The 13,328-nt window shown below is 60.9% G+C and carries 15 protein-coding genes; 11 read left to right on the forward strand and 4 right to left on the reverse strand.

The annotated features are described in order from the left end of the window. The first annotated feature begins 363 nt into the window (after window positions 1-363). The 11 genes from NLM27_RS40710 (at window position 364) to NLM27_RS40760 (ending at window position 11,171) form a co-directional block, all read left to right on the forward strand. The gene (locus NLM27_RS40710) at window positions 364-729 is read left to right on the forward strand and encodes a response regulator transcription factor (protein WP_254148612.1); all 366 of its coding nucleotides are present in this window, start codon (window positions 364-366) and stop codon (window positions 727-729) included. Window positions 730-899: 170 nt separating this feature from the next. Further along, window positions 900-1,385 (forward strand): sigma-70 family RNA polymerase sigma factor, encoded by a 486-nt coding sequence (locus NLM27_RS40715; RefSeq protein WP_254148613.1) that lies wholly within the window; start codon window positions 900-902, stop codon window positions 1,383-1,385. 45 nt (window positions 1,386-1,430) lie between these two features. Then, a complete protein-coding gene (gene egtD, locus NLM27_RS40720) occupies window positions 1,431-2,411 on the forward strand; it encodes an L-histidine N(alpha)-methyltransferase (RefSeq protein WP_254148614.1) in 981 nt (326 codons plus the stop codon). A 426-nt stretch (window positions 2,412-2,837) separates the two neighbouring features. Continuing rightward, entirely contained in the window at window positions 2,838-3,521 is a 684-nt protein-coding gene (locus NLM27_RS40725; protein WP_254148615.1) for a sensor histidine kinase, read from the forward strand. Window positions 3,522-3,540: 19 nt separating this feature from the next. Then, window positions 3,541-4,056 carry a YkgB family protein gene (locus NLM27_RS40730; protein WP_254148616.1) on the forward strand — a complete coding sequence of 172 codons (516 nt, stop codon included), beginning with the start codon at window positions 3,541-3,543 and terminating at the stop codon, window positions 4,054-4,056. Between the two features lie 659 nt (window positions 4,057-4,715). Continuing rightward, complete coding sequence (locus NLM27_RS40735; protein WP_254148617.1) at window positions 4,716-6,389, forward strand: ATP-binding protein; 1,674 nt, start codon at window positions 4,716-4,718, stop codon at window positions 6,387-6,389. Window positions 6,390-6,391: 2 nt separating this feature from the next. Beyond that, a complete protein-coding gene (locus NLM27_RS40740; RefSeq protein WP_254148618.1) occupies window positions 6,392-7,006 on the forward strand; it encodes a response regulator transcription factor in 615 nt (204 codons plus the stop codon). 269 nt (window positions 7,007-7,275) lie between these two features. Further along, entirely contained in the window at window positions 7,276-8,286 is a 1,011-nt protein-coding gene (locus NLM27_RS40745; protein WP_254148619.1) for an AraC family transcriptional regulator, read from the forward strand. A gap of 196 nt (window positions 8,287-8,482) precedes the next feature. Beyond that, the gene (locus NLM27_RS40750; RefSeq protein ID WP_254148620.1) at window positions 8,483-9,352 is read left to right on the forward strand and encodes an alpha/beta fold hydrolase; all 870 of its coding nucleotides are present in this window, start codon (window positions 8,483-8,485) and stop codon (window positions 9,350-9,352) included. A gap of 41 nt (window positions 9,353-9,393) precedes the next feature. Continuing rightward, window positions 9,394-10,368, forward strand: coding sequence for a zinc-binding alcohol dehydrogenase family protein (locus tag NLM27_RS40755; RefSeq protein ID WP_375142306.1), 975 nt, complete (start codon window positions 9,394-9,396; stop codon window positions 10,366-10,368). 32 nt (window positions 10,369-10,400) lie between these two features. Then, a complete protein-coding gene (locus NLM27_RS40760) occupies window positions 10,401-11,171 on the forward strand; it encodes an SDR family oxidoreductase (RefSeq protein ID WP_254148622.1) in 771 nt (256 codons plus the stop codon). 63 nt (window positions 11,172-11,234) lie between these two features. Here the strand turns inward: NLM27_RS40760 and NLM27_RS40765 are convergent, their stop codons facing one another. The 4 genes from NLM27_RS40765 to NLM27_RS40780 are packed head-to-tail and all read right to left on the reverse strand — an operon-like array spanning window position 11,235 to window position 13,167. Then, window positions 11,235-11,483 carry a hypothetical protein gene (locus NLM27_RS40765; protein WP_254148623.1) on the reverse strand — a complete coding sequence of 83 codons (249 nt, stop codon included), beginning with the start codon at window positions 11,481-11,483 and terminating at the stop codon, window positions 11,235-11,237. 46 nt (window positions 11,484-11,529) lie between these two features. Continuing rightward, window positions 11,530-11,796 carry a DUF6510 family protein gene (locus NLM27_RS40770; protein ID WP_254148624.1) on the reverse strand — a complete coding sequence of 89 codons (267 nt, stop codon included), beginning with the start codon at window positions 11,794-11,796 and terminating at the stop codon, window positions 11,530-11,532. A 5-nt stretch (window positions 11,797-11,801) separates the two neighbouring features. Continuing rightward, entirely contained in the window at window positions 11,802-12,563 is a 762-nt protein-coding gene (locus NLM27_RS40775; RefSeq protein WP_254148625.1) for a ferredoxin reductase, read from the reverse strand. Then, on the reverse strand, window positions 12,550-13,167 hold the full coding sequence (locus NLM27_RS40780) for a sulfite oxidase-like oxidoreductase (RefSeq protein ID WP_254148626.1): 618 nt from the start codon (window positions 13,165-13,167) through the stop codon (window positions 12,550-12,552). The genes NLM27_RS40775 and NLM27_RS40780 overlap by 14 nt, the downstream gene beginning before the upstream one ends. Between the last annotated feature and the right edge of the window lie 161 nt (window positions 13,168-13,328).

The following is a 13,328-nucleotide window of genomic DNA, read 5'->3' on the forward strand; positions in this document are numbered from 1 at the left end:
GCGCGATTTGGTGTCTGCGGATGACGTCGTGAGACGAAGGGCAGTCTCGCTGCTGCGTGTCCGTGTCGCCCCGGCGGCTCGTGTTGCCGCCGCGAACCCATACCAAAGTATGGGTTCGTGCATCACAATCGTGAGATTGTAGGGGACACCAGCCGAACGCATGCTCCGGGCTCATCTGCGCAACCAATCCTGGCGCAGCTACTGGACTTTCCTCACTTGGGGAGACCGAACATGCGCCTCTCGCGAAAAAGCATCGAGCGTTACGACAGCGGTCGCTCCGTCGGACGGCGTGCGGCCTGCGCGCTGGTCGGCCTCGATGCGATCGCGTTTCGATGATGGTTGCGCCTTGCGAGGATAAGTCAGGTGAAGGTCCCTTTCGTAGGAGTCGTCGATGACGACGAGGCCCTGTGCCTGTCTTTGGTGGATCTGATGCGATCGATCGGCTACCGCTCCGAGCCATTTGACAGAGCCGAAGCGCTGCTGAGCTACGCTGATCGGTTCAGCTTCGACTGCATCATCGCCGACGTTCACATGCCCGGAATGGGCGGGCTCAACCTCGTTCGCAAGCTCCATGAGCAGAAGGTCGGAGCGCCGGTGATTCTCATTACCGCGCTTCCTCACAAGCAGCTGGATGCGGAGGCGGCATCGATCGGCGCATTCTGCCTTCTCAGGAAGCCGTTCGAAACAAGCGCGCTGCTCGAGTGTCTCGACAGGAGCCTTCGACGATGAAAGCGCTCTCGGGTGACGACATCACGTCCTCTATGGCCACGCAATCCTCTGGCGGAGACGAACTGCGGCGTCCCCGATCCCGGGAGGATGTGGCTCCGCCGCGACCCGATCGCCGGAAAACGGCTCGCTGGGAGAGATGGAACGATTGCTCGGAGCGATGGGGCCGGCTCATGCTTGCGGCGCGAGGAGGGGATGGAGCCGCATATGAGCAATTGCTTCGGGAGCTGGATCTGTGGCTTCGTGCCTACTACGCGCGCCGGCTTCCATATCCGGCCGCCGACGATGCGCGGCAGGAGGTGCTTTTGGCCATTCATGCCAAACGCCACACCTTCGCGCCGTCGAAGCCCTTCGGCGCCTGGGTTACGGCTATCGCCCGCTACAAATGGGTCGATCGCGTTCGCGATGCATCGCGCTACAGTGCGCTCTCGCTCGACGACGTAATCGCAGTCGAAGATCACGAGGGGGCCGCCATCAGCGCTGCTGCGCTGGACCAGTTGCTCGGCCGGTTGAAGCCGGCACAAGAGAGCGTGATCCGGCTCGTGAAGCTCAATGGTCTCAGCATCGCGCGAGCGTCCGGCGCGACTGGTCAGTCGGCGGCCCTGGTCAAGATCAATATCCACCGCGGGCTGAAGAAACTGGCGGCGTTGGTTTCTTGACGTCATTGCGGCCGCGGCCCGGGCCGTACAAGAAGGAAAGTGAAATTGCTTCAATTCCAGAACGAAGTGCGATCCGGCGCGGCCGACCTGACGACGGCATTCCGCTACGACATCATGGAAGGGTTAAGTCTCGCGCCAAAGGCAATTCCGGCGAGATGGCTTTACGATCGCCGCGGATCGGCTCTGTTCGAAGCGATCACGCTGCTGCCCGAATACTACCCGACGCGAACCGAGCGATCGATCCTTGCGTCCGCAGTATCGGAAATCTCCGCGCTCGCGGGGCCGGGCCGCGCGGTCATAGAGTTTGGTTCGGGCTCCTCGGAAAAGACGCGACTGTTGCTGGCAGAAACGGAGCCCTCTGCCTATGTGCCGATCGACATCTCGGGCGAATTCCTTCGGGAGGTTGCGGCAGGCTTGTCGCATGCATTCCCGGGGCTGCCGATCTACCCGACCGAGGCCGACTTCACCTTTCCCTTTACTCTGCCGGAAGAGATTGCGTCGACTGCGCGCCTCGGCTTCTTTCCGGGGTCGACGATCGGGAACCTGACTGTTTCTGCGGCGGTCGACTTGCTGCGGGCAATGGCAACGACCTTGGGTGTCGGATCGATGCTGCTGATAGGCATCGACCGCATCAAGGATCAAGATACTCTGCTGCCGGCATATGATGACACGCAAGGGCTGACGGCGGCGTTCAATCTAAACCTCTTGCATCGGATCAACCGCGAGCTGGGTGGCTCGATCCCCCTGGGCGCATTTCGTCACGTGGCGCGGTGGAATGATGCGGAGGCACGTATCGAGATGCATCTAGAAGCGACCCGCGATGTCGGCTTCGAGGTCGACGGTCGGGCCTTTTTCTTGATGAAGGGGGAGACCATCCACACGGAGAACAGCCTCAAATACGGGCGGAGGGATGCCTTCGTTCTGCTGCAGGCCGGCGGATGGGGTCCCATAGCCGATTGGACTGACGACCGTGAGCTCTTCTCGGTCATTCTCGCGGAGCGAAGGCTCGTGCGAGCGGCTCCCTAGGTCGTATCGAAGGTGCAGCCGGATTCATTCCGACAATATCGCCTCAATCGGCGCAATCCACGAACAGCGAAGCCCGCGCATATCCTGCATACTGTGTGTGTCTTCATTGTAATCAACTGCGTCGAGGCGCGACCATGCAACTCCGTCCCTCCTTCATCTTGAGTTTGGCCGCCATTCCTATAACCGCCCTGGCAGATCCGGTCCCCGCGCCGTCGCCGAAAGCGCCGAGCACGGCCGAGAGCGTGCACGTGCAGCCTCGCGGGAGTGCATTCATGCCGAATTCACCTGTCGAAGACGAGTTGCAGAAGCGCATTACGGACTTCAATCGGAAACAGGAGGACCTGGACGCAGACCTCGACAAAAAGCTGAGAATCTGCCGCGGGTGTTGATCGATATCCGGTTCAGCCAACAGCAATGGGTCTGCACATGAGGCACACTGTCACCGGTTCATTCCACGACGGAGGCGCCTGCGCGGACTACGAGCGGATCGCCCCGATCCGGGATGACACGCTCGAGCTTGTCGTCGGGGAGTTACAGCACCGGATGCGCAATATCCTCAGCATCGTTCTGTGCTTCGTGAACAATACCGATGCGAACACGACCGCCGATTTTCGTGCAGCGCTCTCGGCGCGGATCGCGACCCTGTCCGATGCTTACAGGATGATCGAATCTGCGGGACAGCAGCGTGTATCCTTCTCGGGCCTGCTGAAGCGAACGCTCGAGCCACACGCGATGTCTCACAAGGGCCGCATTCTGCTGGCGGGACCGGATCTCATGCTGGAGCCGCACATCGCTTTGGCGATGCACATCATCATTCATGAGCTGGCGACGAACGCGAGCAAGTATGGCGCGCTGACATCGACTGCGGGAGCCGTCGAGGTGATCTGGGAGAGCTCCCCCTATCTTGGCGGACAAGGTCTTGCCATCCAATGGCGCGAGCGCGGCGGACCGAGGGTGATCCGGCCGGAACGCAGAGGCTTTGGCACGCAACTGATCGCAAGGGCGTTGCCGGGCGCGCAGGTCGATCTCGACTTCGCACCCGATGGTCTTGTCTGCCGACTTCTACTTGATCTCGGCCAGACGCCGACCACGCAGGGGGCGGTCAGTTAGGATCAGGAGGATCTAAACAATGAGCATATTGACGAGCGTCCCGCGGAAATCGTTCGCAAGCAGGTTGCCGATATCGGAGTTGCTTACGGGAGATCTGGATTACCACATCGTCCGGGCGTCGATGGTGATCCTGTTCTTCTTCTTCGGCTATCAGAAATGGTGGGCGTACGAGGCGGATCGTCTGGAGCCGTTCATCGGCAACGGTCCCCTGATCTGGTGGCTCTATCCCGCTTTCGGCCATCAAGGTGCCAGTTGGTTTCTCGGCATCTCCGAATGGACCTTTGGCGCCTTGATATTCGCGGGCTTCTGGAGCAAGCGCCTCGGCATTCTGGGCGCCCTTGGATCGACCGGCACCTTTATCGCGACAGTCACGATTATTCCATTCATGCCGGATGGTTGGGACGCGTCAGCCGGAGGCTTTCCGGCGATGACGGGCAACGTTCCGTTCCTGATGAAGGATGTCGTACTGCTTGCAGTGTCGTTGTATCTTCTGAAGCAAGATGCGGCGCGAGTCCTGAATCGACCTGACGCTTGAGATACACGGCCAGACCGATGCAGATCATGCCCAGCGCGAAGATGGGGTATTGCAGCGAGACGGCAGCTGCGGTGACGAAGCCGCGCAGGGTGGCCAAGGATCGCATGCGCATCATCATGCGCGCGCGAGCTGGGATCTCCTCGATCACCGGCCGGTCGACGGCTTCCCAGCACAGCAGCAGATAGGTCGCGTTCACCAGGGCGAATCTGCTGGCGTAGACGGTGGCGGGCAACGGCGCCAGCCTTGAACTCGCTATCCAGGCGGTCGAGAACGGCAGAAGCGACACGGAAAGCAGATGCGCGAAGTTTTCCCAGATCAATCGGCGCGTCGCTGCGCTTCCACAGCGTAGAAGATGATGGTTCGGCCGGTCTCGACGCTCCGATTGGGGGCTGAACAGCCAACGATCGGCAGGGCGCAAAGCCGCCCTTCTGTACTTTCGTGGATATTCGGAGCAACTGTCGGATTGGTTACACCTGCTTCGTAAAAAAAGCAGGTGCGCTGCTGCGCAGCGAAGTGTTTGTTGCGGGGCCGTGAACCGTGCTCCCCGCAGCCAAACTTGGCAATATTCGCAAGTCCCGTTACATGTTGCGGCGTACTGACGCGCTCTCGTCTCCACCCCTCGACGTGCAAGCCGCGGGGGAGCGTCGAGACGTCTGGATATGATGGTCACGACGAGACATCTCGGTATGAGGCTTGATAACGAGACGCACGAACTGGATCTGGTCGCCAAGGCGTTTCAGATCATATCGAGAGAGATCAACTACCAGGGGTTGGCCAAGGCTCTTCTCATGGAGGCGCTGAGTTATTCGGGGGCCAGTCGGGGGGCGATCTTGCTTAGCGGGCAAAGAGAGTTGCTTGCCAAAGCCGATGCGAGCTTCCCGCGCGAGAGGGCAAACTTCCTCGCCTCCTTCCCGGCGAACGCCGAATTCCGCTTGCCGAGCGACCTCGCCGAAGAGGTGCTCGATCGAAAGCAAACGGTCGTGAGGCAAGCCGGCGCAGAGAGCTCGGCATTGATCGCCCCCGCGAAGGCACCGTCTGGAAAGATAGCCCAGCTGTGCCTGCCGCTGATTCACCAGCACTGGGCGATTGGCGTTCTCTATCTCGAAGCAGATGGAGGTGCGGATGTCTTCACGCCGCGGTGCGTGTGGGTGATTTCCTTGCTTGCCAATCAGGCCGCCGTCTCATTCGAATCGGTACGCCTGTTCGAGGCGCTGCGCGAGACCAATATGTGGATGGTCAGAGGTCAACAGATCGGCGGGATGGGCAGCTATCGCTGGAACACGCGGACCCTGCTCTCCCGTGGATCGCGCGAATGTTACCGCATTCTGGATATCGACCTGGACGTAAACCCCGTGCCATTCGAGGTGTTCAGGGACCGGGTCCACCCTGAGGATTATCCCGCGCTGGAGCAGGCCCTTACCGAGGCGATTAGCGCGAAGTCACCCTTCACCCACGAATACCGCGTGGTTCACCGGGACGGCACGACGTTGCATGTCGCAGCGGTCGGACAATTCGATGAGGGACCGACCGGCGACCTCGAGCTGGAAGGTATCATCACGGATGTCACGCAGCGGAAGGCGGCGGAGCAAGCGCTTGCCGATGCGCGAAACGAGCTGGCGCGGGCGACAGGTCTGACGTCGCTTGGCGAACTCGCCGGCTCGATCATCCACGAGATCGATCAGCCGCTGACAGGGACGATAATGAGTGCGGAAGCTTGCCTCCGGTGGCTGGCCAAGGAGCCCGTTCAAGCCGCGGAGGCGCGGAAATCGGTCGCGCGCATTATCAGGCAGGCACGTCGTGCCGCGGAGGTTGTGACCGGGGTCCGGTCGCTCGTGAAGGGCACGCAGGTCCTTTTTGCCGAGTTCGATATCAACGAGGCGGTTGCCGAAGTTCTGCTTCTGTCGAAAAGGGAGATCGAGCGGGCCGGGGTCATCGTCCGTACCGACTTCGATCGATCATCGCCTCAAGTCGAAGCAGATCGTGTTCAAGTCCAGCAGGTGGCACTCAACCTCGTGCGCAACGCGATCGAGGCCATGGCCGAGGTTGAGGACGGGAACCGTATTTTGGTCCTCTCTTCGGGGGTCTCTAATGGTATGATTTCCGTGGCAATCGCGGATACGGGGGGTGGCATCAGCCCGGCTGACAGGGAGCGGGTCTTCGAGACGCTCTATACGACGAAGGGGGCGGGACTGGGTCTCGGACTGTCGATCTGCCGGAAGATAGTGAAACTCCACGGAGGGCAGCTATGGGTGGAAGAAAACGGGAGGTGCGGAGCGAAGTTCATCTTCGCTCTCCCGCTTCGCCAGGCCGTTCAGACGTCGGAAAGCCGGTAGACATGCCTCCGTCTGGCGTTGTTCATATTGTCGACGATGACCGCGCGGTTCGGGAGTCTCTTGGCGACCTGCTTGAGTCCCTGCACTATAAGGTCGCGTTGTACGGGTCTGCTTCGGATTTCTTGAAGGTCGAACTGTCGGATACTCCCGGGTGTCTGGTGCTCGATGTCAGATTGCCGGGTACCAGTGGCTTGGAGCTGCAGGAGTACCTGAGAAAGATCAATGTCGGAATCCCGGTGATCCTGATGACCGCTTTCGGCGACATTCCCATGTCGGTAAGAGGCATGAAGCTGGGGGCAGTCGATTTTCTCACCAAGCCGATACGAGATCAGGATCTTCTCGATGCGGTCACTGCCGCGATCCGAAAGGACATAGATCGACGCGACGACAACGCGCACCTCGCGCAGTTGCAGGAGAAGTTTGCACTTCTGACAACCCGCGAGCGTCAAGTGATGACGCTGGTAGCATCCGGTCTGATGAACAAACAGGTCGCCAGCGAGCTCTCAATCAGCGAAGCGACGGTCAAGATGCATCGTGGCAGCGTGATGCGGAAGCTGGGGGCAAAAACCGCGGCAATGCTCGTTCGAATGGCTGAAGCGCTCCAACTCCAAGGCTGACGCGTCGCCTCCGGGGCTGCATCTCGCAGCTAAACCATCTCAGCGCGGTCCCTGCATGCGACCCATACCTAGGTATGGGCCGAAACAGCACAAGCGTGAGATTGTTCGCCGGAGCGATGCAAAGCATGTTGTTCCTGTGCGGTGCTACCAGCCGGTATCGGGCAGCTCGCTTTGACTGGAGACGGTAACGCCACTTGCAGCTTGCGGCTTCAACGCCCGTATCCGGGCGATCAAGGCGTCTCCTCCGTGCAGAAGTTCGTTGACGACTGGTGCAACCATCCGGAGCACAGAACAGGGCGACGACAATGGGGACGTATGTATCAAATTCGAGTGAGAGTACGCCGCGGATGATTGTCTCCGCTTCGCCAATCAGACCAGTGGACCAGACGCAACCTTCTAGGCCGTCCGAGGCACCGCTTCATCCGACGGTCAGCATAACGCCCTCCGAGCCGGTGAAGCGCCTTGGGATAGGCTGGCGCTGGTGGTTTTCGGAGAGCGTTCACATTCCGGTCGGCAACCGGATCGAATTTCGCTTTCAGGGATCGAGACACCTCCTGGCGTTGTACAACGAGGGAGCACGGAAAAGCGGCGAGACCTTCATCGATGGCCTCCGCTCGTCGAAGCTGCGAGGTTCTGAGCACAAGCTGACCTTTGTCCCGGCGGGACGCGCTTATCGGGAATGGTATGAGACCGTCTCGTCCGCGCAGGTGACTTTCCTCTATCTCGATCCGGCCGCGCTTCATAAATCCGATGACAGCAAGAGCGGGCTCGCGCCGAGAATATACTTCGAGGATCCGCTGGTCTGGGAGACCGCTTCCAAATTGAAGAAGGCGATCGAGAGCGCGGAGACGAATTGCGCGCCCTACCTCGAGGCGCTCTGCGGCGTGCTCGCTCACGAGCTTTCCAGATCTGATCACGATCTGGCTCGCGAGCCGACACCGGTAAGCCGTGGGGGTCTCGCAGGATGGCAGAAGCGTGTCGTGGTCGAGTACGTCGAGGAGCATCTGGGAGAACAAGTCTGCCTCCTGAAACTCGCCGAGCTTGCCAGGCTCAGCGTTCACCACTTCTGTCGTGCATTCAAGAAGTCGTTCGGAATCCCGGCCTACCAGTATCAGGTGCAGCGGCGCATGGAGTTCGCCAAGCTGCGGCTGGCGGATCGCGCAGTATCGATCACGGACATCGCACTCAGCCTGGGCTATGCCCAAACCAGCTCCTTCAGCTCCGCCTTTCGCAAATCGACGGGTTGGACCCCCACGGACTATCGCAGGGAGTTCGAATGAGCCGATCAGAGGGGGCGATAGATCGGGCATAGAGCCGACAGGCGGTCCGGTAGGGGCAGAAGAATCCCGGCGAGCCTGTAACTGGATGGTCTCGAGCCACGAAATATCTACGTGAGACTGCCTCGGATCGGCTGCGATCGGATCATCGTTTTCAAGAGGCGCATCAGGTGTCGAGTAAGACCGCGAGGGAGCGCAGATGACGAGCATTCGATACCGCAAGGCGAACGTGGACGGACTGAACATATTCTATCGGGAGGCTGGCCGGACTGACGCGCCCGCTTTGCTGCTGCTTCACGGATTCCCGACGGCCAGCCACATGTTCCGCGAATTGATCCCCGCGCTCTCGGATCGCTTCCGGCTCGTGGCGCCGGATTTGCCCGGTTTCGGCCAGTCCGACATGCCGGCTCGCGAGAGCTTTGCCTATACGTTCGCCGCGTTGGCGCACGTGATCGAACGATTTACGGAAGTCATCGGACTTGCTCGTTTCTCGCTCTACGTCTTCGACTATGGCGCGCCGACGGGCTTTCGGATGGCTCTTCGACATCCCGAGCGTATCGCTTCCATCATTTCGCAGAACGGCAATGCCTATGAGGAGGGATTGAGCGAAGGCTGGAGCCCGATCCGTGCTTACTGGGAAGATCCATCACAAGCGAACCGGGCGTTGCTGCGGTCATTCCTTTCGCCGGAGACGACGGTTTGGCAATACACCCACGGGGTACCTGACGCCTCCCTGGTTTCCCCTGATGGATACACATTGGACAACCACTATCTCGCGCGTCCCGGCGCCGATCAAGTCCAGCTCGACCTTTTCGGCGACTACAGGACCAACGTCGCCATGTATCCGGAATTCCAGGCCTACTTCCGCAAGCACAAGCCGCCTTTCCTGGCGGTCTGGGGCAAGAACGATCCCTTCTTCCTGCCGGCGGGTGCGAAGGCGTTCCAGCGCGACATGCCGGGTGCCGCAGTGCGCTTCTTCGACACAGGGCACTTTGCGCTCGAAACTCATGTGCGGGAGATTGCGATGGCAATCGGTGATTTTCTTGACCAGCCAAATTCAAATGGCTGACCGCCCCTTCCCTCGCTGCGAGCGACGTCAGGAGAGCCATCATGCGCGCCATCGTTCTTGAAAAATTCGGCGGTTTGGACAGCCTTGTTTATCGAGACGTTCCGGAGCCGGAGCCGGAGCTTGGTCATGTCGTCATCCAGGTCAAGGGGTTCGGCATCAATCATGCGGAGATGCACATGCGCCGGGGCGAATGGGCCGAAGCGGCGCCGATCAGCGGCATTGAATGCGTCGGTCTCGTGAAGTCGTGCCCGGGCGGAGAATTTCCGGTGGGAGCCAAGGTAGCCGCATTGATGGGCGGTCTCGGCCGGACCATCAACGGCAGCTACGCTGAATACACCCGTGCTCCGGTTTCGAACGTCGCATTGATCGATGTGGATTTGCCCTGGGCCGAGCTCGCAGCATTACCCGAAACTTTCGCGACGGCGTGGACCTGTCTCTTCCGCAACCTCGAGCTCCGGAGGGGTCAGCTTCTCGTCATCCGCGGGGCGACGTCCTCGTTTGGTCAGGCGGCGCTCAAGCTCGCGGTCAATGCGGGCGCGCGGGTCATCGCGACGACGCGCAGCCGGGAGCGTTTCGCCATGCTGGAGAAGCTCGGAGCCGCGCGCTGCGAAATCGAACGGCGCGATCTCTCAAAGCATCTGCCCGAGGCGAAGCAGGTCGACGCGGTTTTGGACCTCGTCGGCAACAGCGTCGTGCTCGACTCCCTTGCCATGCTTCGCCGGGGCGGCCGCTCCTGTCTCGCCGGCTGGCTCGGCGGGCTTGATCCGATTCCGGATTTCAACCCGCTGCTGCAGATGCCGAGCGGCGTCTATCTGACCTTCTTCGGCAGCTTCGTGTTCGGCACGCCCGGGTTTCCGCTCTCCGACGTGCCGCTGCGGGAAATCGCCGCCGACGCCGCGACCGGCCGGCTGGACGTCAAGCCGGCCCAGGTCTTTCGCTTCGACGAGATTCGCGAGGCACATCGCGTCATGGAGGCGAACGGGGCGGTCGGAAAGATGGTTGTTGTCGGCGACTGATGTTTGCAAGCTTGACGTCCGGGAGAGTTCATATGTCGAAATCAGTCGCGATCGTAACGGGAGCGAGCCAGGGAATCGGCCGAGCGACCGCGGTGCGCCTGGCGCGCGATTTCTCGACGCTTGTCCTGGTCGCGCGAAGCCGCGCCAATCTCGAGGACACCGCAAAGGCAGTCAGGGCCGCCGGCGCCGGGGTGCTGGTGATCGATGCCGATCTGGTCGACCCTCGTGCTGCTCAAGCCGTCGTCGACCAGACCTTGGCGGCGTTCGGCCGGATTGATGCCCTGCTCAATATCGCCGGCGCGGTACCTCAGGTCGATCTATTCGAGACGACGGAGGCGCAGTGGGAAGCTGGGCTGGCGTTGAAGCTGCATGGCGCTCGGCGGCTCACGATCGCCGCCTGGCCGTCGCTCATGGCGACGAAAGGAGCCGTGGTGCTGATGTCGGGAAACTCCGCTTCCTTCCCCAAGGCGCCCTATGCCGCGGTCGGCACCATCAACGCCGCCATCGTCGCCTTGGCTAAGGCGTTCTCCGACAAGGGCCTCAGCGATGGCGTCCAGGTCAATAGCGTCCTGCCGGGACCCGTGATGACGGGACGCCGCCGCTCCTACCTTCAGCACTGGGCGCCTCTGCACAACATGACCGTCGAGGAGGCAACGGCAAAGTTTCCCAAGGAGGCCGGCATCGCGCGCTACGGCGAGCCAGAGGAGATTGCCGAGCTGATGGCATTCCTCGTTTCGCCCGGCGCGCGCTGGATGACCGGCTCGGCTTTGCGAATGGATGGCGGCGAGGTCAAATCGATCTGATTGGCGCCGAGCGCAGCGTGGTCGACTCGATCGTCGACGGGTTTCGATTTCGGAGCTGACCTTTCAGACCTGCTTGGTGCCCCCGGGCTGGCCGGCTTCGTCAGTCTTCTTCAGCCTGGATCTGAGCAGCTCTTCGCGACGCCTAATCAGTATTTCAAGCCGCGCGACCTGATCGTCGATTCGCTGGCCGACGAGCTCTTCGTTCATCGCGACAGAACATGAGGCGGCCTGTTCGTTCAATTCGCGAAGGTCTGCTGTTGTGGTGGCAATCTGGCGCTCGATTTCAGTGAGGTGGATATCATCACCGTGCATTGCGGGTCTTTGACTTCGAAGTTTGGCGGATGATCGTGCACTGCATTCAGAAGTACAGGTGTCGGGCACCTTGCATTTCAAGGACGCACCCCTTCTGAGTTCGCCTCGCCCTCATCAGATCGCTTCCGCAATCGGCGCACCTTACGCGCACCTCCAGGGAGCCGCCGTCGACGGCCAGAGAGCCGAGGCCGGACACGGTGTTGCATGCGGCGCACCGGATCTTCGTCAGGGTGATGTCAAAAGAAAAGGCTTGCTGGAGCAGGTGTGTGCCCGGATCACCGCCAAGAATGAGATCGGCGATGTTGTCTGCCATGGCGATCATCCTCCCGATGGTCCGAAACGTTCGGTTTTGATGGTGAATGGATCGAAACCGAGCTTCACGAGCATGCTCGAAATGCTTTCGACAAACCCGGTGGGCCCGCAAACGAAGAACGTGGGATTTTGCGCTGGCGTAAAGCTGTTCTCTACGAGCAGAGTCTCGGTGACGCGCCCCGGATGTCCGTTCCAGTTGCTCGGATGCTCGCGGGTGAGCGCATAGACGAGGCGCAGGTCGCAATCGCCGCGAGCCATCGTATCGAGTTCATCCCGGTATATGACATCGGCAAGGCTGCGTGCCGAATAGATCAATGATGCCGGTATGTGTGCGAGCGACCTCTTGCGGTGTCGCAACATAGCCATCAACGGCGTAATCCCGGTGCCGCCCGCGACAAGGCAAATCGGTCCACCGCGGGTTTGGCTCCAGATGAAATGGCCACCGATGGGGCCGCGAAACTCGAGAGCGTCACCAAGGCGCAATTCGTCGAGTAGATAGGGGGAAACCTCACCGTCCTCGATCCGTTCCACGGTGAGAGTGAGCAGCTTTTCTTCCGGTGGCGACGCGATCGAGTAACTCCGTTCGGCTTGATAGCCGTCATCGGCCGTGAGGCGGATGTCGACATGCTGACCGGGCCAATGCCCGGACCAGCTGGCTGGCTGCAGGATGATGCTCTTCACCCGGCTTGTTTCGGCCACGATGGTCCGCACGCGACCGGTCTGCCACGCGATCCTGGGATGTTGTGGAGGCGTGTCAGTCGCCGTCATAACGTTGCTCCCGCCGGGGATCGCCATAGTTGTGATAACCGCGGGATTCCCAGAACCCCGGCTCGTCCTTGGCCATGAAGCGGAGCCTTCGCAGCCACTTTGCGCTCTTCCAGAAATAAAGATGCGGCACCAGAAGCCGGGCAGGGCCACCATGTGCCGGAGCGAGCGGCAGACCCTCATAGCGGGTCGCGATCATCGCCTTTTCGGCGACCAGGTCGGCCACCGGAAGGTTCGTCGTGTATCCGCCGTCGCAATGCGCCATGATATAGGCGCCCGGCGGCTCGCTCAGCCCGACCCCCTTGAGAAGGTCGTCGAAGCTAACGCCCTGCCAGACCGTGTTGAGCTTGGTCCATTTGGTGACGCAGTGAATGTCGACCGTGATCGTGGTCTGGGGCAGCGCCTCGAACTCGTCCCAGGTCCATGTCCCCAGTAACGAGCCGCCAAGTTGAAGCGCAATCTTCCAGTTGGCGACCCGGATCTCCGGCGTGGGGCCCGCCGACAGCACTGGGAAGTCGGTCGTCAGATACTGACCCGGAGGCAGCCGGGCGGTTTCGGATGCCTGTCGCTTCGATTTGAAGCCACGAGAAACAGGAGGTCGGTCCATGGAAGCGTGCCCTTGTGCGGTGACGCGCAGGTGTCCGGATTGCATCGGCATACCGTGCAGCCGCACAAGCGCAGATGCACCCTGATCGATGCATTGTCGATGGCCGTCGCGATGAATGCATCAAGATTGCGAAAGACGAAGCAATCGCGACTGCGCGGGGA

The sequence above is a fragment of the Bradyrhizobium sp. CCGB12 genome (genome assembly GCF_024199845.1).
Lineage (GTDB): Bacteria > Pseudomonadota > Alphaproteobacteria > Rhizobiales > Xanthobacteraceae > Bradyrhizobium.